General features: G+C 40.0%; 21 protein-coding genes. 12 read left to right on the top strand and 9 right to left on the bottom strand.

Annotated features, from left to right (window positions below; translation table 11 throughout):
• Positions 1–31 precede the first annotated feature (31 nt).
• Genes dnaN through polA form a run of 3 tightly spaced genes read left to right on the top strand, consistent with a single transcriptional unit; the run spans position 32 to position 6,184 of the window.
• Entirely contained in the window at positions 32–1,093 is a 1,062-nt protein-coding gene (dnaN, locus tag ACWIWK_RS01625) for a DNA polymerase III subunit beta (RefSeq protein ID WP_454150241.1), read from the top strand.
• Positions 1,094–1,125: 32 nt separating this feature from the next.
• A complete protein-coding gene (gene gyrB, locus ACWIWK_RS01620) occupies positions 1,126–3,444 on the top strand; it encodes a DNA topoisomerase (ATP-hydrolyzing) subunit B (RefSeq protein WP_454150239.1) in 2,319 nt (772 codons plus the stop codon).
• Between the two features lie 4 nt (positions 3,445–3,448).
• Positions 3,449–6,184 (top strand): DNA polymerase I, encoded by a 2,736-nt coding sequence (gene polA, locus ACWIWK_RS01615; protein WP_454150237.1) that lies wholly within the window; start codon positions 3,449–3,451, stop codon positions 6,182–6,184.
• Between the two features lie 91 nt (positions 6,185–6,275).
• Here polA and ACWIWK_RS01610 read toward each other — a convergent pair whose 3' ends face one another.
• Both ACWIWK_RS01610 and ACWIWK_RS01605 read right to left on the bottom strand, forming a co-directional pair.
• Entirely contained in the window at positions 6,276–6,875 is a 600-nt protein-coding gene (locus tag ACWIWK_RS01610) for an NAD(P)/FAD-dependent oxidoreductase (RefSeq protein ID WP_454150235.1), read from the bottom strand.
• A 117-nt stretch (positions 6,876–6,992) separates the two neighbouring features.
• Entirely contained in the window at positions 6,993–7,508 is a 516-nt protein-coding gene (locus ACWIWK_RS01605) for a phospholipase D-like domain-containing protein (RefSeq protein WP_454150233.1), read from the bottom strand.
• An 86-nt stretch (positions 7,509–7,594) separates the two neighbouring features.
• Between ACWIWK_RS01605 and ACWIWK_RS01600 the strand changes: the two genes are divergently transcribed.
• The 8 genes from ACWIWK_RS01600 to ACWIWK_RS01565 all read left to right on the top strand — a co-directional run bounded on the left by ACWIWK_RS01600 (position 7,595) and on the right by ACWIWK_RS01565 (position 14,359).
• On the top strand, positions 7,595–9,571 hold the full coding sequence (locus ACWIWK_RS01600) for a hypothetical protein (protein ID WP_454150231.1): 1,977 nt from the start codon (positions 7,595–7,597) through the stop codon (positions 9,569–9,571).
• The gene (gmk, locus tag ACWIWK_RS01595) at positions 9,568–10,173 is read left to right on the top strand and encodes a guanylate kinase (protein ID WP_454150230.1); all 606 of its coding nucleotides are present in this window, start codon (positions 9,568–9,570) and stop codon (positions 10,171–10,173) included. Before ACWIWK_RS01600 ends, gmk begins: the two co-directional genes overlap by 4 nt.
• A 48-nt stretch (positions 10,174–10,221) precedes the next feature.
• The gene (gene tatA / locus ACWIWK_RS01590; RefSeq protein ID WP_454150228.1) at positions 10,222–10,455 is read left to right on the top strand and encodes a twin-arginine translocase TatA/TatE family subunit; all 234 of its coding nucleotides are present in this window, start codon (positions 10,222–10,224) and stop codon (positions 10,453–10,455) included.
• A 17-nt stretch (positions 10,456–10,472) separates the two neighbouring features.
• A complete protein-coding gene (gene argS, locus ACWIWK_RS01585; RefSeq protein ID WP_454150227.1) occupies positions 10,473–12,116 on the top strand; it encodes an arginine--tRNA ligase in 1,644 nt (547 codons plus the stop codon).
• Between the two features lie 24 nt (positions 12,117–12,140).
• Entirely contained in the window at positions 12,141–12,896 is a 756-nt protein-coding gene (locus ACWIWK_RS01580; RefSeq protein WP_454150225.1) for an AzlC family ABC transporter permease, read from the top strand.
• Positions 12,889–13,221: a branched-chain amino acid transporter permease gene (locus ACWIWK_RS01575; protein ID WP_454150223.1), complete on the top strand. Its 333-nt coding sequence runs from the start codon at positions 12,889–12,891 to the stop codon at positions 13,219–13,221. Before ACWIWK_RS01580 ends, ACWIWK_RS01575 begins: the two co-directional genes overlap by 8 nt.
• A 61-nt stretch (positions 13,222–13,282) precedes the next feature.
• A complete protein-coding gene (locus tag ACWIWK_RS01570) occupies positions 13,283–13,594 on the top strand; it encodes a thioredoxin family protein (protein ID WP_454150221.1) in 312 nt (103 codons plus the stop codon).
• A 12-nt stretch (positions 13,595–13,606) separates the two neighbouring features.
• Positions 13,607–14,359, top strand: a complete 753-nt coding sequence (locus tag ACWIWK_RS01565; RefSeq protein ID WP_454150219.1) for an SIR2 family NAD-dependent protein deacylase — start codon at positions 13,607–13,609, stop codon at positions 14,357–14,359.
• Positions 14,360–14,361: 2 nt separating this feature from the next.
• Here the strand turns inward: ACWIWK_RS01565 and gltX are convergent, their stop codons facing one another.
• On the bottom strand, positions 14,362–15,693 hold the full coding sequence (gene gltX, locus ACWIWK_RS01560) for a glutamate--tRNA ligase (RefSeq protein ID WP_454150217.1): 1,332 nt from the start codon (positions 15,691–15,693) through the stop codon (positions 14,362–14,364).
• Positions 15,693–16,208 carry a flagellar FLiS export co-chaperone gene (locus ACWIWK_RS01555; protein WP_454150215.1) on the bottom strand — a complete coding sequence of 172 codons (516 nt, stop codon included), beginning with the start codon at positions 16,206–16,208 and terminating at the stop codon, positions 15,693–15,695. The genes gltX and ACWIWK_RS01555 overlap by 1 nt, the downstream gene beginning before the upstream one ends.
• A 176-nt stretch (positions 16,209–16,384) precedes the next feature.
• Here ACWIWK_RS01555 and ACWIWK_RS01550 point away from each other — a divergent pair, with 176 nt between their 5' ends.
• Positions 16,385–17,743, top strand: coding sequence for a M99 family carboxypeptidase catalytic domain-containing protein (locus ACWIWK_RS01550; RefSeq protein ID WP_454150213.1), 1,359 nt, complete (start codon positions 16,385–16,387; stop codon positions 17,741–17,743).
• A 3-nt stretch (positions 17,744–17,746) separates the two neighbouring features.
• On the opposite strand, the gene ACWIWK_RS01545 is transcribed toward ACWIWK_RS01550, so the two are convergent.
• The 5 genes from ACWIWK_RS01545 to hisF all read right to left on the bottom strand — a co-directional run bounded on the left by ACWIWK_RS01545 (position 17,747) and on the right by hisF (position 21,729).
• Positions 17,747–18,946 carry an epoxyqueuosine reductase QueH gene (locus ACWIWK_RS01545; protein ID WP_454150211.1) on the bottom strand — a complete coding sequence of 400 codons (1,200 nt, stop codon included), beginning with the start codon at positions 18,944–18,946 and terminating at the stop codon, positions 17,747–17,749.
• On the bottom strand, positions 18,943–19,071 hold the full coding sequence (locus ACWIWK_RS01540) for a hypothetical protein (RefSeq protein ID WP_454150209.1): 129 nt from the start codon (positions 19,069–19,071) through the stop codon (positions 18,943–18,945). Before ACWIWK_RS01540 ends, ACWIWK_RS01545 begins: the two co-directional genes overlap by 4 nt.
• Before the next feature lie 16 nt (positions 19,072–19,087).
• The gene (gene rlmN / locus ACWIWK_RS01535) at positions 19,088–20,275 is read right to left on the bottom strand and encodes a 23S rRNA (adenine(2503)-C(2))-methyltransferase RlmN (protein ID WP_454150207.1); all 1,188 of its coding nucleotides are present in this window, start codon (positions 20,273–20,275) and stop codon (positions 19,088–19,090) included.
• A complete protein-coding gene (locus tag ACWIWK_RS01530) occupies positions 20,272–20,883 on the bottom strand; it encodes a 5'-methylthioadenosine/S-adenosylhomocysteine nucleosidase family protein (protein ID WP_454150205.1) in 612 nt (203 codons plus the stop codon). Before ACWIWK_RS01530 ends, rlmN begins: the two co-directional genes overlap by 4 nt.
• Before the next feature lie 87 nt (positions 20,884–20,970).
• Positions 20,971–21,729, bottom strand: a complete 759-nt coding sequence (gene hisF / locus ACWIWK_RS01525; protein WP_454150203.1) for an imidazole glycerol phosphate synthase subunit HisF — start codon at positions 21,727–21,729, stop codon at positions 20,971–20,973.
• Positions 21,730–21,745 lie beyond the last annotated feature (16 nt).

Raw genomic sequence — 21,745 nt, 5'->3', positions numbered from 1 at the left:
CTACTAAAATCTAAAATTAAAGGGGACTACAATGAAATGCAGTGTTTCAAAAACTCCATTTGAGATAATTCTGTCAAACTTTCAAAGCTTTTTGGAAAAAAGAGATTTATCACAAATTACTTCACATATCTACTTTGAGTGTGCGGACAACAAGCTCACACTAAAGGCTACAGATTATGAAATAGCCATTACCTCACAAATCGAAGTAAGTATGGAAGAAGAAGGAAAAGCCACAGCAAACGGTAAAGATGTTTTAAATTTCATCAAAAATCTTAAAGAGGGTGATATTTTACTTGAAGTGCAAAATGATTCTTTAATCATTAAACAAGGGGCTTCAGATACTACACTTGAAATGTTCAATGCACAAGAGTTTCCTTTAATGCCACAATATGACGAAAATCAACAAATTAACATTGAACCAGAGAAATTTCTTGGCTCAATGCGTAAAATCAACTCTGCTACGGATACAAACAATCCTAAGTTTGAATTAAACGGAGCTTTGCTTGATGTAAAAGAATATGCTTTTAACTTCGTAGCCACAGATACAAGGCGTTTAGCTATCGTAAAACACGAAAGTCAAGGGGTTAATACACTTGGGGTTATTATCCCAAAACGCGCTATTAACGAAATACTAAAGCTCTTCGTTGATTCCATAGAAATATTTTTTAACGAAACTCATATTATCATCAAATCTCCACAATATATCTTTTTTAGCAAAGTAATCAATGGCAAATTCCCTGATTATGAGAAAATTATCCCAAAAGAGTTTTCTCACCAAATCAAATTGCCAAAAGATAAATTTGTGGAATCCAACAAAATTGTAAGCTCGCTTTCTAATAGGATTAAAATCACTATCACTAAAAATGAGATTTTGTTTGAATCTATCAGTGATGAAAACCGCAAGACACGCACAAAAATTGAAATTCAAACAGATATTGAGAGCTTTACTTTTGGCGCGGAATCAAAATATCTCACTGACTTCCTCTCTCAAGTGGAATCAAATGAATTTACTCTTGGGGTAAAAGAAGAAAACACACCATTTGTTTTAAGTGATGATAACTTTAGCACAATTATTATGCCTGTGATTTTATAATTGCTTTAAACTCTTAGCTAAATGAGGTCATAATGAAAGAATATAGTGGCGGTAGTATTAAGGTTTTAAAAGGCTTAGAAGCAGTTCGCACGCGTCCGGGAATGTATATTGGAGATACCAATGTAGGCGGATTGCATCATATGGTGTATGAAGTAGTAGATAACTCCATTGATGAAACAATGGCAGGATATTGCACGCATATATCAATTACACTTACTAATGAAGGAAGTGCGATTATAGAAGATAATGGGCGCGGGATTCCTGTGGATATTCACCCCACAGAAAATATCCCAGCTGCCACTGTGGTGCTTACGGTTTTGCACGCAGGTGGGAAATTTGACCAAGATTCTTACAAAGTCTCTGGTGGGCTTCACGGCGTGGGCGTATCAGTGGTGAATGCTTTGTCTTCAAAGCTCATAATGACAATCAAAAAAAATGGAAGCATTTATCGCCAAGAATTTGCTAAAGGGATTCCACAAAGTGAGCTAGAAGTCATCGGAGAGACAAAAGAGCACGGCACAACTATTGAATTTTTCCCAGATTCTGAGATTATGGAAGTAGTAGAATTTGATAAAGAAATCCTTGCAAAACGATTTAAAGAACTCGCGTATTTAAATAAAAATGTAACCATCACTTTTAAAGATGAAAGAATGAGCTTTGAAGAAGTGTATCACTTTGATGGCGGATTATTGCAGTTTGTGCAGGATTTAAACCACAAACCCTTAGTCTCACAGATTATAAGTTTTGAGACAAGCGAACAAGATGTCGAAGTGCAAGTCGCTCTTGCATATAATGATGGTTATGATGAAAAATTACTTAGCTTTGTGAATAATATTCGCACGCCAGATGGAGGCACACACGAAGCGGGATTTAGAGCGGGCTTAAGTCGTGCGATTATGAATTATATAGAATCAAATGCAAACGCAAGAGAAAAAGATTCTAAGGTGGTTGGCGATGATGTGCGCGAGGGGTTAGTCGCTATTGTCTCAACCAAAGTCATTGAGCCCCAATTTGTCGGACAGACAAAAGGCAAATTAGGAAGCTCTTTTGTAAAACCAATCGTCCAAAAGCTCACTTATGAAAAAATCGCAAAGTTCTTTGAAGAGAATCCAAATGACGCAAGAGCGATTATGCAAAAGGCGATTATGGCGGCGCGTGGGAGAGAAGCGGCAAAAAAAGCCCGTGATATTACGCGCAAAAAAGAAAATTTTTCTGTTGGCACATTGCCGGGCAAGCTCGCTGATTGTCAAAGCAAAGACCCAACAGAATCTGAAATATATTTAGTAGAGGGAGATTCTGCTGGTGGTAGTGCAAAACAAGGGCGCGATAGAGGGTATCAAGCTATTTTGCCTTTGCGCGGGAAAATCCTAAATGTGGAAAAATCTCGCCTTGATAAGATTCTTAAAAGCGAAGAGATTAAAAATATGATTACCGCCTTTGGGTGTGGGATTGGCGAGGAATTTAATATCGAAAAATTGCGCTATCACAAAATTATCATTATGACTGATGCCGATGTCGATGGTAGCCACATACAGACGCTTTTAATGACATTTTTTTATCGTTATTTAAAGCCTTTGGTAGAAAATGGGCATATTTATATCGCCCAACCTCCGCTCTATCGCTTCAAAAAAGGCAAGAAAGAGATTTATCTCAAAGATGATAAAGCGTTGAGTGAATATTTGATTGAAAATGGCATTGGAGATTTTGTTTTCGAGGGCATTGGGAATGCGGAATTACTCGAAGTGTTAAAAATCATCGCGCACTATCGCACTATTTTAAAAGAACTTGAAAAACATTATCCAATGATTGAGGTTATCCAGCATCTAATTGAGAATCCAAAGCACATTAGCACCGATTATGACAAACTTTTTGGTGAAATACAAAAGTTTTTAGCCAAACGCGAATGCAATATTTTAAATAAAAACATAAGCGAGCAGGGCTTAGAGCTTTATATCCAAACAAAAGTGGGACTTGTGGAGCTTAGTATCAACGAAAGCCTTTACAACGACAGTTTCTTTAAAGAAGCACAATTTATCTATCAAAAAATCGCTGAGCGCAACCTTGATTTTATCAAAAGCAAGACACCTATTGAATTGCTTGAAGAAATTGAGCAAAGTGCCAAAAAAGACGCCTACATACAACGATATAAAGGCTTGGGTGAAATGAATCCAGAGCAGCTTTGGGAGACGACAATGACGCCTGCTAACCGCACTTTATTGCGCGTGAAACTCGAAGCAGACAATGATGAACGCGCTGATGAAATCTTTACGCTCTTTATGGGTGATGAGGTCGAGCCACGCCGAAATTACATTCAAAATCACGCCAAAGATGTCAAACACCTTGATATTTAACTAAATGAAAACTATCACGGTAATAGACACTTTTGGCTTTTTTTTCCGCGCTTTTTACGCCCTTCCACCACTTAAAAACAAAGATGGATTCCCAACAGGCTTGCTTTTAGGGTTTTGTAATCTTTTATCAAGTCTCTATAAAGATGAGCAATGCAATTATATAATTTTCGCCCTAGAGGGCGGAGGGGTAAATAGGCGCAAGATTCTTTATCCTCCCTATAAGCAAAATCGCCAAGAAACACCACAAGATTTGGTTTTACAGCTTCCAATCGCCATAGAGTGGATTAACAAAATGAATTTGTTTAACCTTAGCGTAGAGGGATACGAGGCCGATGATATTATCGCCACTGTGGCTACGCTCGCACAAAAGCAAGGATTAAGCGTGCGCATAATAAGCCACGATAAAGACCTCTATCAGCTTATTAACGACCAAACACATATTTATGACCCTATAAAAAAGAGACTTATTGGAGAGAGGGAATGCGAGGAAAAATTTGGTGTGTTGCCTTGCGAGTTTGTGGATTATCAAAGTTTAGTTGGCGATAGTGTGGATAATATCAGTGGAGTTAAGGGCATCGGGGCAAAAAGCGCGTGCAAACTCATCAAACATTTTGGTTCATTGGAATCACTTTATGAACGCACCGATGAAATTGCGGGCATTTTGACTCCCCGCCTTGCCAAAGTCATTGAAGATTCTAAAAACGAAGCATTTATCTCAAAACAACTTGTTTCTTTAGTGCGCGACATTCCGCTAGAGATTGACTTTGCCGCTTGTGCAATGCCAAGCCAAAATCCCCTTTTGCACATTGTTAATGAATTAGAAGAATATGAATTTAAGGGGATTTTAAATAAAATTTTAGGACCAAATTCCAAAGCAACATCAAAAAATGCCAAATATGCAAACGCAGTGCAAAAAAGCCCAAATAAAGAGACAAAAGACACCCACACAAGATTTGAGTATGAATGGGAAGTTATAACAGATTCTAATGCCCTTTTCGCTCTTTTAAAGAGCATATCAAGCACAGCCCAAATCGCCTTTGATACAGAGAGCGATAGCCTTGATACAAGGGTAGCAAACATCATTGGCTTTAGCTTTTGCCTAGATGGAAAAAAGGGCTATTATGTCCCTATCGCACATACCTACTTAGGCGCGAATCAAAACACACAGATTCCAAAACAAGAGGCGAAAAAAGCCATTGAGATGATTTTTGCCCACCCAATCATCGGGCATAATTTAAAATTTGACATAGCTCTTGTGAAAAAAAACTTTTCCATAGAGCCACAGGGCGAAATTGTCGATACGATGATTTTAAGCTGGCTTTTAGATTCTGCAAAGCCTGTGGGATTGGATAAGCAAATGGCACAACACTTTAATCATAAAATGATTAGCTTTGATAGTGTGGTGGATAAAGAGAAAAATTTCGCCAATGTCGAAGTGCATATCGCCGCAGAATACGCCGCAGAAGATGCCGTAGCGACATTTTGCTTGTATAAGCACCTTTTGGGCGAGTTTGATGCAAGAGATTTAGGCGAGATTCTTAAGTTGGCACACGATTTGGAGTTTCCTTTCATCAAAGTGCTCTGTGCTATGGAATCAAGGGGCATACGCATTGACACGACACTCTTTGAGCGACAAGATGACAAAATTAGCAAAATTTTACACACACTAACCAAAGAGATTTATGAGCAAGCGGGCGAAAATTTTAACATCAATTCTCCCCAACAGCTCTCAAACTTGCTTTTTCATAAGTTTGGTTTGCAAAGTGGCAGAGCGGTCAAGGGCGGGTTAAGCACCGATGAAGCCACCCTTAATAAAATCGTAGATTCTCACCCTATAATTCCTCTAATCCTTGATTACAGAGAGATGAATAAACTTAAAAATACCTATATTGAGCCATTATTAAAATATGCTAAGCAAAATCCACAGCACAAAATTTACACTTCATTTTTGCAAACAGGCACGGTTACGGGGCGATTAAGCTCCAAATCTCCTAATTTGCAAAATATCCCTGTGCGGAGTGAATATGGGCGCGAGATTCGCAGGGGGTTTATCGCCCAAGAGGGTTGCGTGCTCATTAGCGTGGATTATTCTCAAATTGAGTTGCGTCTTTTGGCTCATTTTAGTCAAGATTCTTTGTTAATACAATCATTTATGCAGGACAAAGACATTCATTATGAGACGGCATTGCGCCTTTTTGGAGAATCTCAAGCTCAAAGCAAGCGCGCGATTGCCAAGAGTATAAATTTTGGGCTCATTTATGGAATGGGCGCAAGGAAACTTGGCGAAACGCTAAAAATCCCCACCAAAGAAGCGAAACGCTATATTGATAGTTATTTTGAGCTTTTTCCCACAGTAAAAGACTATCTTCACACACAAAAAGAACTTTTGCTCCAAAATGGCTATTCTCAGACGCTCTTAGGGCGGAGACGATATTTTGACTTTGTTAATACGAGCGAATTTATGAAAGCAAACTTTTTGCGCGAGGGGGTAAATTGCATTTTTCAAGGGAGTGCGGCAGATTTGATTAAACTCGGTATGCTTGAGCTTCATAGGCGGTATCACACAAGCGATTTGCAAATGCTTTTGCAAGTGCACGATGAGCTTATTTTCCAAGCACCAGAACAAAGCGCAAAAGATTATCTCTCACATATAGAATCCATAATGAATTCCGTTTATACGCTCAATGTCCCGCTTAAATGCAATGTGAGCGTTGCGACAAATTGGGCAGAACTTAAGTAATGTGGGTGGTTCATTAGCACTTGGGCTTTTTGTTGGGAGCTATTAAGTGGAATCTTTGGTGGTAGTTTTACCACCAAAGGGGCAGTTAGGATTATTTTCTTGATGTTGGCGTGTCGTGGTGATAAGTAACCTCGCCAGCTATATCACTTAAAATCGCACACGCTGCTTCACTCGCGCTTCCAATGGTTGTTGTTACCATTGAGGTAATCCCAGAAGCAATGCCTGCTACATACGCCCCGGGTTTTACTTCCTGTCTGCCACTCCACTCTAGGCGCACTTTATTTGGTTTGGGGATTAGTGTATGTGGTCGCACAAACGATTCAAAGCCCTTAATGTCAAATTCGCCCGCCCCTGTGGCAAAAATGACATATTCACTTTTTAATGGGGAAAATCCCTCCCCCTTTGTTTCAAAGTTTCCTTTGCTCCCGCTTACCTCATTTACTTTCCCCTTGATGTAACGCACTTGTAGCATAGAATCTATTTGCTTTTTGATTCCCGCATAAATCTCATCAGCCTTTGCCCCTAGTGGGAATAGCGGCGCATTATAAATTGCTGCACCGTGCAAATCCCCCTTGCCCTCATCGACAATGGTGATGTCAAAATCAAGTTTTTCACCTTTTGCACTTGCTAAAATAAGCGCGGAAGTAAGTCCCGCCACAGAGCCACCAATGATTGTTATAGAATGTTTCATAATGTATCCTTTGTGTTAAATTTGTGTAGCATTGCCCCATAAGTTGAGGCATTGCTACAATGTTTGGGATTGTAATATAAAAATGATAATATTTGTATTTGTTTGTTAAGGTTTTGTTCAAAAGGGCGTGCAGTTTTTATACATTGTCTCAAAATTTTGCACCGCCTTTTGCACCACTTCATTTTGCTGTGTGAAATAAAGCAACTCATAGCTTCGCTCAAATGCTTGTTTTGAATAATTTGCCGAGCCTATAATAAGTGTTTTGTTGTCAATTATTGCCATTTTTTGGTGCATTATTCCTGTAATGTCGCCACTTTTTAATCCCTCCAGCGTGCAAACAGCAATATTTTTATATTTTGCTAGGTAACCAATGGTAGAGTTTTTGCTTTGGAGGTTTTGTGATTTGTCATAAATGACTTGCACCTTTATGCCTTTTTTGGCACTATCGCGCAAGACATTGGCAATTTGACGATGTGTAAAAGTGTAAATGGAGATTTTAATTTCGCTTTGTGCATTTGAGAGTGCAGATGTAAGGGCGTTTAAAGCCTCTTTGTTTTCGTTAGGGAGGAAATAAATGCTTTGAGCAAAGCCTAAGGCGCACCAAACAATCCACAAGTGAAAAACTTTTTTCATTTAACATTCCTTAAAAACTAAATTGTTTGGCTATAATACCCTAATAGCTTTAACGATTTTATAAAACTAAATAATAAGGGCGTGCAATGCAGATTCTCTTTATTAACACCAATCCAATTGTTCAAAAGCTTATTGAGGTTACGGCAGCCAAAGCAAATGTGAGACTTATAACAGTGCGTGAGCCTAGTGAAATCGGCGACATTGCCAAATATGATTACATCATCGCTGATGATGGGTGTTATAGCATTGATAAGTCAAAATATAAACAGCTTCTAAAAAATCGCCGTGCGTGCCTTATCTATTCTAAGGAAATGTATAGCGGATTTAGCGAGTATATTAAAAAACCCTTTATCCCCACGCATATTTTAAACATTATCATCGAAGAAATCGCCAAGTCTAAAAAGGAGCATAGCTTTGAATCCATAGAAGAGGAGGTCGTGCCAGAAGATATGAGTGTAGATTCTGTCTTGCAGGCTACACGCGCAATGCGCACGGCTGAAGATTCTCTTTCAAGCCTTGATTTGCTTTCAAAAGAGCTCAATATTAAACACCCAGAAGCCTCACCACAAGAGAAAGTCAATGATAGCTTTGCCAAGCAATCCGCAAGCGAGCCCCCAGCCAAAGAAATAAGCACAGAAGAATTGCTCGCAGATACGGATTTACATAAAGACGAACAAGCACCAGAATCCCTTGATATTGATGATATTAACCTTGATGATTTGGTCGATGAAGCAGAATCTGCCCCACAAGAAGAAGCCAAAGACACACCACCCCCAGCCACACCACCCCTAGAGCCAACCACCAAAGAGGCTAATGAGGTTGAAGCAGAGCCAGCAACCCTAGCTCCAGAGGCAAGCGATACACAACCACAAGTGCTTGATAAGGAGCAAATAAGTGAAGTAAGCGAACTTCTTGATGCTATCGGCGATGAATCCAATGGAGAGACAAAACAAGAGCAAGCCTCCCAACCAGCGACAGAATCTACCCCAAGCGAATCCACCGAGGACGCAATGCCAGATTTAGCAGAGGCAAGCGAATCTCCTAGTGAATCCGATACAGCTGGTGAAAGCGATTTGGATTTAGACGCACTTGGTTTAGAGCTTGCGGATAAACCTGATGAATCTACGCAAGAAGCCCAAGAGTTAGACTTAGATTCCATAGATTTAACCCAAGAACCAACTTCTAGCGATGAGGTGGAATCTGCCCCACAAGAAGAAGCCACCACCCAAGAATCCCACCAAGAAGCCCAAGAGCTAGAAGATGTAATCCAAGAATCTCCAGAATCTCCCGCGCAAGATGAAGTGCCACAAGAATCTTCAATCCAAGATGAGGTCGCGCACGATGAGGTCGATGAAGTCGCCCAAGCGAGCGAGCCTACCGCGCAAGAAAGTCAAGATAGCGAATCTGATTCCAAGCAAGCCCAAGAGTTTTTTGCTGATACAAGTGCTGAGTTAGGCGAGGCTTCACAAGATGAGGTCTCAGCTAAAGAAGAGCCAGAGCCAGCGACAGAGGTGGCAGAGATGCCACAAGATGAAGCGACACAAGCCCCACAAGAGGCTGAAGAGGTTGCATTAGAAGATATTACAGAATCTCTCCCGCAAGAAGACAATGTGCAAGAAAGTGGCACAGAGGCAAGCGTAGCTGATGAGTTGGGCGAGGATATTGCGCTTGATGAGGTAGCTCTAGCAGATGTAGAAATGCCTGCAGATGAGCCTAGCGCGTCCACAGATGATGTGGCGGACATTGACATAGCCCAAGATTCCCAATCTAGCCCGCAAGGCACGGAAGACTTTAGCAACCTTAATGAAAATGAAGTGGCAGAAGCGTTGGGTGAGGAGCCATTGGCGGAGTCGCAAACCCCACAAGATAGCACATCAAGCGATGAGGTGGCACAACCTCACTCACAATCCGCTGTCTCGCCAGCTGAAATAGATGCAGTGAAAAATGCCATAGGCAAATCTTTAGAGGGCGCGTTGCAGTCTATGGCAAGCAATGAGTTAAAAACGCTGCTTGATGGAATGGAAGTCTCTATTAACATAAGTTTTAAGGACGCCAAAAAATGAGCGCATTGCTTATCCTATCAGGTCCTAGTGGCTGTGGGAAAAGCACATTGAGTGCAGAAATTTTAGCAAAAATCCCTAATGCGTATTTTTCTATCTCTACTACCACGCGCGCTAAGCGCGAGAGTGAGCAAGATGGTGTGCATTATCACTTTGTGAGTGAGGAGGAGTTTCTCACCCACATTAAAGAGGGCAAGTTTTTAGAATACGCACAAGTGCATAATAATTACTATGGCACTTCGTTGTTGCCAATCACACAAGCATTAGAGCAAGGCAGGCTTGTGGTTTTTGATGTCGATGTGCAAGGACACACAAGCATTAAAAAACATTTTGGCAACGCAGTAAAAAGCGTGTTTATCACCACCAAAAACGCGGAGATTCTAAAATCTCGCCTGCAAATGCGCAACACCGATGATGAAGCAACCATAAAGCTAAGGCTCGCCCAAGCCAAAAGTGAAATGCAACATTTAGGCGAATTTGACTTTGTTATTATAAATGATGACATAAATGAGGCGAGGGAGGCTATCGTTTGTATTGCTAAAAGTTTGTTTTATGCAAATAGCGATAAAAATTCTAGCCTAGCAAAAAATTGGCATTATATTTAAGCCTTTTTTGCTATAATGTGGCTTATTTAATTGTAAGGAGAGTGAAATATGGGACCAAGTCCGTGGCAAATAATTGTTATTTTGGTGATTGTGTTGTTGCTTTTTGGTGGGAAAAAAATCCCAGAGTTAATGAAAGGCTTAGGTAGCGGGGTAAAGAACTTTAAAAAAGCCATAAATGAAGAGGACGATGAAGACAAAAAGCCAGAGAATCTACCAAAAGATGCCAACAAGGACATCACACGAACCAATGCCAATGAGCAAAAACCAAGCACACAAGCTTAACAAAATAATTTTTGCAGATGCACAAACAGATAAAATCGCTTTTAGAGAATCTCATAAACACCGAGATTCTCTCTCCGCTTAATATTTCACCCATTGATATTCCCATAGAGCGTCCTAAAAACAAGGATTTAGGACATTTTGCTACGCCTGTGGCGTTTGTGCTTACAAAAATCCTTAAACAATCACCAAGTGCCATTGCTAATGAAATTTGTCAAAAGCTCAACGAACACGAATGTTTTAGCGAAGCTTCGCAACTCAATGGTTATATTAACCTTACTTTAAGCGCGAGCTTTTTAGATTCCCTATGCGCGAGCGCGCTAAGTGGAAAATATTTTATTGCACAACCCAAAAACAACCAGCGCATTTTGCTTGAATATGTGAGTGCCAACCCGACAGGACCGCTCCATATAGGCCACGCAAGGGGAGCTGTCTTTGGCGATAGCTTAAAGCGCGTGGGAGAGTTTTTGGGTTATGATATTGTTACAGAATATTATATTAACGATGCGGGCGCACAGATTACCAAGCTCGGTCGTTCGGTGTTTATGGCACAAAATAATGACTATCCACAGGAATGGGAGAAGGATTGTTATAGAGGCGAGTATATACAAAATATCGCTAAAGAGGCGTTAGGTGCTTTTGGAGCGCAGATTTTCACGGATTCTCACAACACTCAAGCAATAGCCACTTTAAGCACATTTGCTAAAGATTTAATGCTTGCAGAAATTAAACAAAATTTATCTGATTTAGGCATTAGCTTTGATAATTTTGTGAGTGAGAGGGCTATTTTTAGCCAATGGCAAGAAACACTGCAAATCTTGCAAAATAATGACGCCGTGTATGAAAATGAGGGCAAAATATGGCTTAAATCTAGCCAAAAGGGCGATGAAAGAGATAGGGTTATTGTGCGTGAAGATGGCGAGCCAACTTATTTGGCTGGGGATATTGTTTATCATCGTGATAAGTTTTTGCGAAAGTTTGATAGTTATATTAACATTTGGGGGGCAGACCATCACGGCTATATCGCTCGAGTAAAGGCAAGCCTAGAGTTTTTGGGCTATGAGAGTAAAAAATTAGAGATTTTGCTCTCCCAAATGGTGAGTTTGCTAAAAAATGGTGCGCCTTATAAAATGAGCAAACGCGCTGGCACTTATATTCTCGTGCGTGATGTAGTGGATGAGATTGGTGCGGATTGTTTGCGCTTTATTTTTCTTACTAAAAAGCCCGATACGCATTTAGAATTTGACATTCACACACTAAGTCAGCAAGATTCCAACAATCCCGTTTTTTATATCAACTATGCAAATGCGAGAATCCACACGCTACTAGGAAAGTCAAATCTCACACAAGCACAAATCACACAATCAAGTATTGTAGAATTTTTAGGACAAAAGGACTGCACTATCGCCAAAGACGCCCAAAACCTGCTTTTTTGCGCATTAAACATTCATCAAGTTATACAATCAAGTTTTGCACAAAGAGAAATGCAAAAAATTTGCGAATATTTACGCGAGCTCGCAAGCCTTTTGCATAGCTTTTATAACGCACATAGAATCCTAGATAATCCCCATCAAACCCCAATTTTAAAAATCTTGCTTGCGGTTTCGCAATCTTTAAGTCTTGGGCTTTCTTTGCTTGGCATTCACGCAAAAACAAAAATGTAATTTATCTCCCACCAAAGCAACACAATGACTGATACAACGCCATACCCTAAGAAATTGGTTTTTAGAGATTCTTTTTATGCGAGTTTGCCTATTATGATTGGGTATTTGTTGCTTGGTGGAGCATTTGGTGTGTTGCTTGGAAATGCTGGATACACCGTTTTACACGCATTTATTATGGGCGTGTGTATTTATGCTGGACTTATGCAATTTGTCGCGGTTTCTTTGCTCGCACAAGGACTTGATTTTATTGCTTTAGTGGTGCTTGCTTTAGTGATAAATGCGCGCCATATTTTTTATGGCATTAGTATGCTTCATAGATTCCAAGATTATACTAAGGTGCGAAAATTTTATATGATTTTTTCTCTCACCGATGAAACTTTCGCGCTTATAAATGTAAAAACACACCCACACAATCAACCGCTTTTTATGTTTTATATTTCCGCACTCAATCAATTTTATTGGGTGGTTGGTGGTTGCTTGGGGGCATTGCTTGCTAAGAGCATACAAGCGCAAGGCTTTAGCACGCAGGGCATTGAATTTGTGATGAACGCCATTTTTATTGTGATTTTTTTAGAACAATGCAAGAAAAACGCAACATTGGCTCTTATTGGTGCTGGGATTGGGATTGTGAGCTTGGCTATTTTTGGAGCAGATTTTTTGTTGTATGCGATGGCTCTTTGTGTGGTGTTTTTTGCGTTAAGCAAGCCCATTTTTGCACCCAAAAGCACCATTCCCACAAATTCTCATACAAGCACTAAAAAGGACGCTTGCAATGATTAGTGCATTTGATTTTACCATATTTGTTTTGGCATTGACGCTTGGGACATTTACGACACGCGCATTGCCTTTTGTGCTTTTTGCCAAGAAGATTCCACATTTTATTACTTACCTTGGCAAAGTTACACCTAGTGCGAGTATGGGAATCTTGCTGGTATATTGCTATAAGGATACTTCTTTATCGACTTTGCCATTTAATGAGATACTCGCCACTCTTGCGGTGGTGATAATGTATTTGTGTATTCGCGTAGAATTTATTGCCATTGCGCTAGGCACGGGATTATTTATGTTTTTAACACAAAGTCAAATTTTATATCGCCTTTACTAAACATTTAAACAAACACTATAAACTAGCTCCGCGATTATAACTTATCACAAAGGATTACAATATGGTCGAACAAATAAATGCAACGCAATATGAAACGGTTATTCAAAAAGATTCTTGTTTGGTGGTGCTTGGGGCTTCTTGGTGTCCAGATTGTCGCAAAATCGAGCCAATTTTAGAAGAATTAAGCAAGGAATATAAAGACAAAACACATATTTATCATATCTCTATCGACAAGGAATCGGCTCTAAAAGACGCACTAGGCGTGCGTAGAATACCGACACTTATTGGGTATAAAAACGGGCAAGAAATAGAGCGACTTATTGAGCCAGATTCAAAACAAAAAATCCAAACGCTTCTTAACCAAGTGCTTTAGCACAGAATCTGTATGCCAAAATTAGTGGTTTTTAGCGGGGCTGGGCTAAGCGCACCATCGGGCGTAGCGACATTCCGCGATAGTAATGGATTGTGGGCAAATTATGACCCAATGGAAGTGTGTAATTTCCAAAATTGGGAGAAAAACTTCACACTCGTGCATAATTTTTATAATTTGCGCCGAGCCGAGCTTAAAAATGTCGCTCCAAATGCAATGCACCAATATCTCGCCACCTTGCCACAAACGCTCAACGCACAATTATCAAACAAAAAGTGCGCTGAGCGTATAGAAGTGATATACCTTACACAAAATGTCGATGATTTGCTCGAGCGTGCGGGGGCAAAAGATGTGGTGCATTTGCACGGAGAGCTTATCAAACTTGTTTGTCCGCGCTGTGAGAATGTTACCACCATTGGTTATGAGGCATATAATTCTCAGCCTTGTGTGCAGTGTGGCTATGAAAAAATAAAGCCAAAAATTGTATTTTTCTACGAACAAGCCCCGCTATATGCAACAATGTATGAAGTTTTTACTTCTTTAAGAGAGTGTGATTGTGTGCTGGTGGTGGGCACAAGCGGGAGCGTGATAGATATTAGCAGTCTGCTCGCGCTTAATCCTCGCATCGGCAAAAAGATTCTAAACAATCTTGAGCAATCTCAAAGCATCGATGAGCGCGTATTTGATGAGGTCATTTATGAGAGTGCGACTGATGTCATACAGCGCGTGGATTCCATACTTAAGGGCTTTTTTGCCCCGCATTTATGAGGCTAGTTTTTGGGTTTTATGCGTATAATATCGCGTAAGAAAAGTCGCAAAAATGGATAAATCTCATTTAGCTCCAAACCTTGTGCCCTGCCTGTTAGCAAGATTCTAAGAGGCTTGAAAAACATTTTGCCACTAAGCTTGCTGCGCGACATCAATTCTTTTTTGAGCTCTTCATAGTCATTTAACGCGTTGTGATGAGAATCCATAAGCGTGCAAAAGCATTCATAAAGAATCTGCGCCTGCGTGCTGAAATCCTGCCCCTCATAAGTGGCGTAAATATCTTTTGTGTTAAAGATTAAGTCAATTTTTTCACGCACCTCATTAAGCGTGCTTGCTTCTTGGAGATGAAGTTTTGCTAATCCCCCGATACTTGGGTCTTTAGATTCTAAAAGCAGGGCAAATTCTTGCTCGTTAAGCAACTTTAAATGTTCTCTATTGATAAAGCGTAAGCGTGCTAAATCAAACTTCACAGGCGATTTAGCAATTTTATTTATATCAAACCATTCTATCGCTTCATCAAGGGTAAAAATTTCTTTTGGTGTGTTGTTTCCCATTGCCACAAGATAGTTGATAATCGCTTTTGGCAAAAAGCCCTGCTCCAAAAGCCAGCTCACACTAGAAGCACTATCACGCTTGCTCATTTTACTCCCGCTCTCCCCTAAAATAATGGGCAAATGCGCGTATTTGATGTCTTTGGGATAATCTAAGTTTTTGTGGATAAGAATCTGTTTTGGTGTGTTGCTGGTGTGGTCTTCTCCACGAATGATAAAGCTAATATCATAAAGCATATCATCAACCGCACACGCGAAATTATAAGTAGGAATCTTATCTTGCTTGATAATCACAAAGCTATCAATTTCTTGGGCACTAAAATGCAATTCCCCCTTAATGCAATCTTTGAAAACAATATCATTTTTTGCTCCTCTTAGTCGTATCACGGGGTTTGGATTGGAATCTTTTTGTTCATTTGCCCACGCTTCATCATAGCGAAACGCTCTTTTTTGTGCGATAAATTCTTCGCGTTTTTTGTCTAAAAACTCTGGAGTGCAGTAACAATAAAACGCCAAATCTTTAGCGATGAGATATTCTGCGATTTTCAAGTGATGAGCGAAGTTGTCGCTTTGATAAACGAGTTTATCCCACAGTAAACCAAAGAGATTGAGCAGGGCTAAAATATCTTTATCCTTGCCTTCTATGTTTCTTGCTGTATCGGTGTCTTCTATGCGGATTAAAAAGGGCTCTTTGCTTTGTTTGGCGATAATGTAATTAAAAATGGCGGCACGCAAATTGCCAATGTGCATATCGCCTGTGGGCGAGGGTGCGAATCGAAGCATTATGATTTAAAAAGGCGCGATAAATCCGCACTGCTAACTTGCTCAAAGCGCGCATCATCGCCACCACTAAGGAGAGCGGCAGAGAGCAATGAAAGCAACTCATTAGATTCTTGCTTTTTATCCTTTATATATGCACTCATAGAGGCGATGTCTTTTGCTTTGAGTGGATTTTCAAAGCATATTTCGTGCAATTCTCCATTTATTTTGGAGGTAAAGTTGGTTTCAAAAATTGGCATACCTAAAAATGCACTTGCATTGATAATGTTTTGCACTTGGACAAAAACGGTGCTTTTTGCGTGGATATAGGCTGGGTTAGATTCTTTGGTTTGCAAAGAATCTAACCTAGCAAGTTCGCGCTCAATCTTGCTAAGGGCGATATTTCCAAGTTGCAACACCCCGATAAATTCATTAAGACCCTTGCTGTCTTGGTTAAATTGCTTAATAGCGTTTTGTGTAGCACTTTCTTGGTTGCTATGAGCAAAGCCTTGTATTGTTTGTGTGTTGAGATGTTCCATTTTGGCTAACTCCTAAAGATAAACTTGTTGAACCACAAAGCATATTTTATTCCTAAAATGCCAAAAACGAAGTGGTTTTGGTTTGATAAATGTGTGGCGTTTAGCAAAGATTGTTGTGTTTTTGTGTTATACTTTTTGTCTTTTATTTTTTATTAAACTTGAAGATTAGGGGCATTATGAATTTTGGTGTAAGGGCATTTTTGTTGGCATTGTTGTTTGTCTGCGTTGCTTTTGGTGTGGAGGCAGACAGCAAGGTTAGCCCTATTGATTTTAAAGTCTATGATATGCCTACACAAAATCCTAATGGACCGTTTGCGCTTATAATGTCTGGGATTCAAGGTGATGAGCCCGGAGCGTATAATGCCACAAATATTTTACTCCAATATTACACTATCAAAAAAGGCAATGTGCGTGTAGTCCCATCTCTTAGCCCGCATTCAATGTTTTTTAACAATCGTGGTGTGTTTGGGGATTTAAATCGTAAATTTGCCACACTTAGTGCAAAAGACCCAGAATATGGCGTTATACAAAAGATTAAGGCAGAAATTTTAAAACCAGAGGTGAGCGCGATATTTCATATGCACGATGGGAGCGGGTTTTATCGCGAAGAATATGTGAATGAAATGTTTGGACCAAGGCGATGGGGGAATTGCTCTATTATTGACCAAAATTCTATCAATGTTGAGCATTTTGGGAATCTGCACGATATTATCAACAAAGTTGTTGAGCACACCAATAAGGGCTTGCTAAAGCCTTTCCACCAATATCGTATCCGCAATACCCATACCGCACTCAAAGACACAGAAATGCAAAAATCCCTCACTTATTTTGCTATTACTAATAACAAGCCAGCATTTGCTCACGAAGCCTCAAAAACCTTGCCTCTAAGGGAAAAAACTTATTATCATCTGCTTGGAATCGAGGGCTTTTTACACGCATTGGGAATCGAGTTTGAGCGACATTTTGAGCTTAATCCACAAGCAGTGGCAAAACTCATCAATGATACTTCTATCACGCTAAGCATTCAATCAAACATTCAAATTCCTATTTTTGGGTTAAAAAGCCCGCTTAATTATTTCCCAATGCCACTTAGCGCAAAAAAGGACTTGCAAGGCATAAAGCTCGATTCTAAAAGCTATATTTTGGGATTAGCCCACACGAGCAACAGCACGCTTATTGACATAAAATATGGCAATCGCACAATGGGACGCTTAAAGCCATTGTATTTGGGTTTTGATGATTCGCTTTCTTCGGTGAAAATGTTGCTTGATAACGAGGAGCGTGAAGTTGCTATTGGCTCTATTGTGCGCACAAAAGAGAGTTTTTATATCAAATCAAAAGAGGGATACAGAGCAAATGTGATTGGTTTTGTAAAACCGGGCGATACTTCTAACAAACCGCAAGAATTTGATACGCTCGTGCAAAAAAGCAAAATACAAAAGCGATTTTCTGTGGATAGTGCAGAAAAAATGTATAGAGTAGAGTTTTATAAAGATGAATTGTTCGCGGGTATGATTATCGTGGAGTTTGAGTAGGTATTACTGCGTTTTTATCTCTTCGGTGATTCTAAACACACTTTCTTCTTGAAATACAGAGCGAATACTGAGGCGCAAACTTATGGTGCGTCTTGTATCAAGCACAACAATGGGGTTGATACTTCCAAATCCACATAAACAAATCCTAAGCGCAGATTCTGCTTCATAGGGTAATGGATTTTGTAGCATTTCACGCACGCTAGCGTATGAAGTCTCACACAATGCGTTAATGTCCTTTACGCTAAGAAACATACTATCATCTTTGCTTGCTAATCCTACAAATACGCTTTGCATTGTTGGGGTGGTTTGTGGGAGTGATTGTTGCATCTTTTCTAGCCCAATGTCATTTTGCACCAAAAATGGCGCGAGAAAATGCGGAGATGGGACAAGCGTTTTTGTCCATACAATGCTTGAAGTCTTTGTGGCATTTTTGCTTTGAGAGTTACATAGCACATATATGTCAATGGATTCATCGCCACATCGTGCGCTTGCACGAAGCACTCGCCACGCAAGAATGGTGCGCTTGGATAAAATATATGGTGTGTGTGTTTGCTCAAGTTCATCGCGCCGAGCGAAAGTGCGGATTCTATCTTCATTGCTTGCTGGGAGAAATTGCCTACCAACATTTTCGATGAGCTCCAAAGCGATTTTGTTAGATTTTTCGCGTTGCTTATTGAGCGCAAATTCACAACCACAATAATTTTGTCGATACAGGTTGTCTTTTTTGGCGAGAGCGGCTTGCTCTTGAGTGCCGCCATTTGCGCGGACATTAAGTTTTATAAATTCCAAATTATGCTCTTGTGCGATTTTGTCCCCCTGCTCGTAGAGAATCTCTTGCTCTTTCATAGGGCTTGATAAGAGTGTAGAAGTAAATCGCGTAATCCCCCGCGCTTTTGCAAAAATCGCGCTTTGTATAAGACGAATGTCAAAACACTTTACACATCGCTCGCCTTTTTCTGGTTCATTTTCTAAGCCCTTGACACCATTAAACCAATGTGGTGTTTCGTATTCTCCCTCAAAGAGCTCAATATCAAGCATCGCACAACTTCGTTTCACATCACTTAAGCGCAAATCGTATTCTGCCTTTGGGTGAATGTTTGGGTTATAAAAATACCCGATAAGTTTAGAATCTAAAAACTTTTCGCGTAACTTTTGCAAAAAAAAGTGGCTATCCACCGAACAACAAATATGCACCAAAATCATTTATCTTCCCCGTTGTTTTTGTTATCTTTGTCTTCATCGCTATATGCAATGCGTAAAAACCACACACTTCCACCGACAAAAACCACAATCAAAAAAACGATTAACACCCAATCCAATATGCCCATTTTTGCTCCTTTGTTTTTATGATAATAATGTTTCATATGAAACATTATTATTGTGAGAATCTTTTGTTTGTTTTGCGTTTAATGTCAATGGCATTTGCATATCGTTAGATTCCGTTGCGTTGTTTTGTGTGGGTTTTGCTAACATTTTTTCTCGTAGCTGGCCACACGCTGCGTCTATATCAAGCCCTTTTGATTCTCTAATGGTGCAGAGCAAACCCCTTTGTGTCAAAAAGTCGGCAAATTCCTGTGCTTTTTGTGTGCTTGGACGCGCAAATTCACTTCCTGTGTGTGGATTAAACAAAATTACATTGACTTTGGCTGGGATTTTGTCAAGCAGAGCGAGAAGTTTTTTTGCTTCAATGAGGCTATCATTCACATCTTTAATCATCAAGTATTCAAACATTACCCTTTTACGCAAATCTATGGGGAAAGCACGCACTTCCTCGAGCACTTGAGCGATATTGTATGCCTTGTTGATTGGCATTAGCCGACTACGCAATGTATCATCGACAGCGTGTAGAGAAATCGCAAGTTGCACGCCAAGATTAAGCTGCCCTAGTTTTTTAATTTTTGGTGCAATGCCACTTGTAGAAATCGTCTGTCTGCGTGGCGAAATGCTAAGCCCATCAAGTTCGCTAAGGATTCTAATGGCTTGCGCGACAGAATCTAGATTGTCTAAAGGCTCTCCCATTCCCATATATACGATATTTACGCGCTTTTGTGGGGGAATGTCATTGTCGCGTTTGATTGCCACAACTTGCTCCACAATCTCTCCAGATTCTAAATTTCGCTCAAAACCACCCTTTGCCGTGAGACAAAATGCACATCCAATTTTGCATCCAATTTGTGAAGAAACACAAATAGTCCATTTTTCGCTCGCGCTCATTCCTCCATTTTTGTCATAGCATTTTTCTTTCATTTGCAATAGCACAGATTCAAAAGTGTGTCCGTCTTTTGTTTCAAAGAGATATTTTTTGCTTCCATCGGTGCTTTTTTGAATCTTTACAATCTTTAGATTGCGCGCGCAAAACTCTTTGTCTAAATCCTTTCTCATCGTTTTTGGGAGATTAGACATTTGTGAAAAATCGCTGACATAATCCACATATAGCCACCTGTATATTTGTTTGGCGCGAAAGGGTGGATTGAGTATGGTTTTTAGCTCATCAAGTGTATAGTTAAAGATATTTTTTTGCGAGTGTATCATATACCCCCCACCAAATCACTTGCTACTTCAAGTGCAAACATTGATAATTTTTTATGCGCATCTTTGTGAAGTGCGATGAAATTTTTATGCGCATCTTTGTCGCAGTGATTTGTAATGCAAAAGATTCCAAGTGCGGGAATCTTAAAATAATCCGCGACTTTTAGAATGGCAAAAAACTCCATATTTTCTAGCAAAATTCCTGTATTTGTCATTTTGTGTGCGAAAATTTCGTCCGTGCAAATGTAGTTGCTACTATTGACAATCGCGCGTGGGCGTGAATCTAAAATCGTGGCTAGATTTGCGCCCAAGTTTTTAGATTTGCCATTAGATTCGCCCAATGTTTCATATGAAACCATTTCGATTTTGTTCTCTAACGGCGTGTAAGATTCACCCTTGCTGAAAGACGATTCGATTTGCGTGGCGGAGTTGCTTACAAAAATATCTAGCAATTTTATGTCCTTGCTATACGCTCCCGCACTACCGATGAAAATCAAAAATTTGGGATTCTCGCGCAAAATAATCGCCGTTAGCTCGATAGCAGATTCTACCAAGCCCACACCAATATCTTTGGCAAAATTAAAATTTTCACCCCTAGCACAGATAAACATTTTTGTCCTTTTTTAGATTCGCGATTTTAGATTCGCAGTTCAAAATTGCCACAAATTTCCAAAATTCACTCCAAAATCTCATTAGATTCATAACCGAATCGGCACTCTATTATCCGCCAAATATGTTTTCAAATCAGCGATTGCGATTTCATTATAGTGAAAAATACTTGCCGCCAATGCCGCGTCCGCCCCCGCATTAAAAACTTCTACAAAATCTTGCATTTTCCCCGCACCACCACTTGCTATTATTGGAATCTGCACCATTTTACTTACACATTGTAATCCCTCTCTATCGTAACCATTTTTCATTCCATCGTTATCCATACTTGTGAGTAGGATTTCTCCAGCCCCGCGTTCATATACTTCTTTGCACCATTGTGGCAAGTCTTTGCCTGTATCAATTCTCCCACCATTGATAAAGACACTCCACGATTGTGGCGCGATTTTTTTGTAATCAATAGCCACCACCATACATTGTGAGCCAAATCGCTTCGCACCCTCCTCTATCAAATTGGGATTTTTAATCGCAGCAGAGTTAATGCTTACTTTATCACACCCCGCGTTTAATAAATTATACATATCTTGTAGGCTGCTTACACCACCCCCCACACTAAATGGGATAAACACTTCTTTAGCGACTTTTTTCACCACTTCTAGTATTGCACCGCGATTTTCTACACTCGCCGTTATGTCTAAAAATACAAGTTCATCTGCACCCTCATCATTGTATCTCTTTGCTATTTCTATTGGGTCGCCAGCATCTTTTAGTCCTATGAAATTTACCCCCTTTACTACGCGCCCATCTTTGACATCAAGGCAGGGAATAATGCGTTTTGCAAAGCCCATAGTTATCCTTTCAGCA

This window comes from Helicobacter sp. 23-1048 (genome assembly GCF_053654545.1).
The sequence above is the reverse complement of the archived record's forward strand: the minus strand, read 5'-3'. Positions and strand labels throughout refer to the sequence as shown.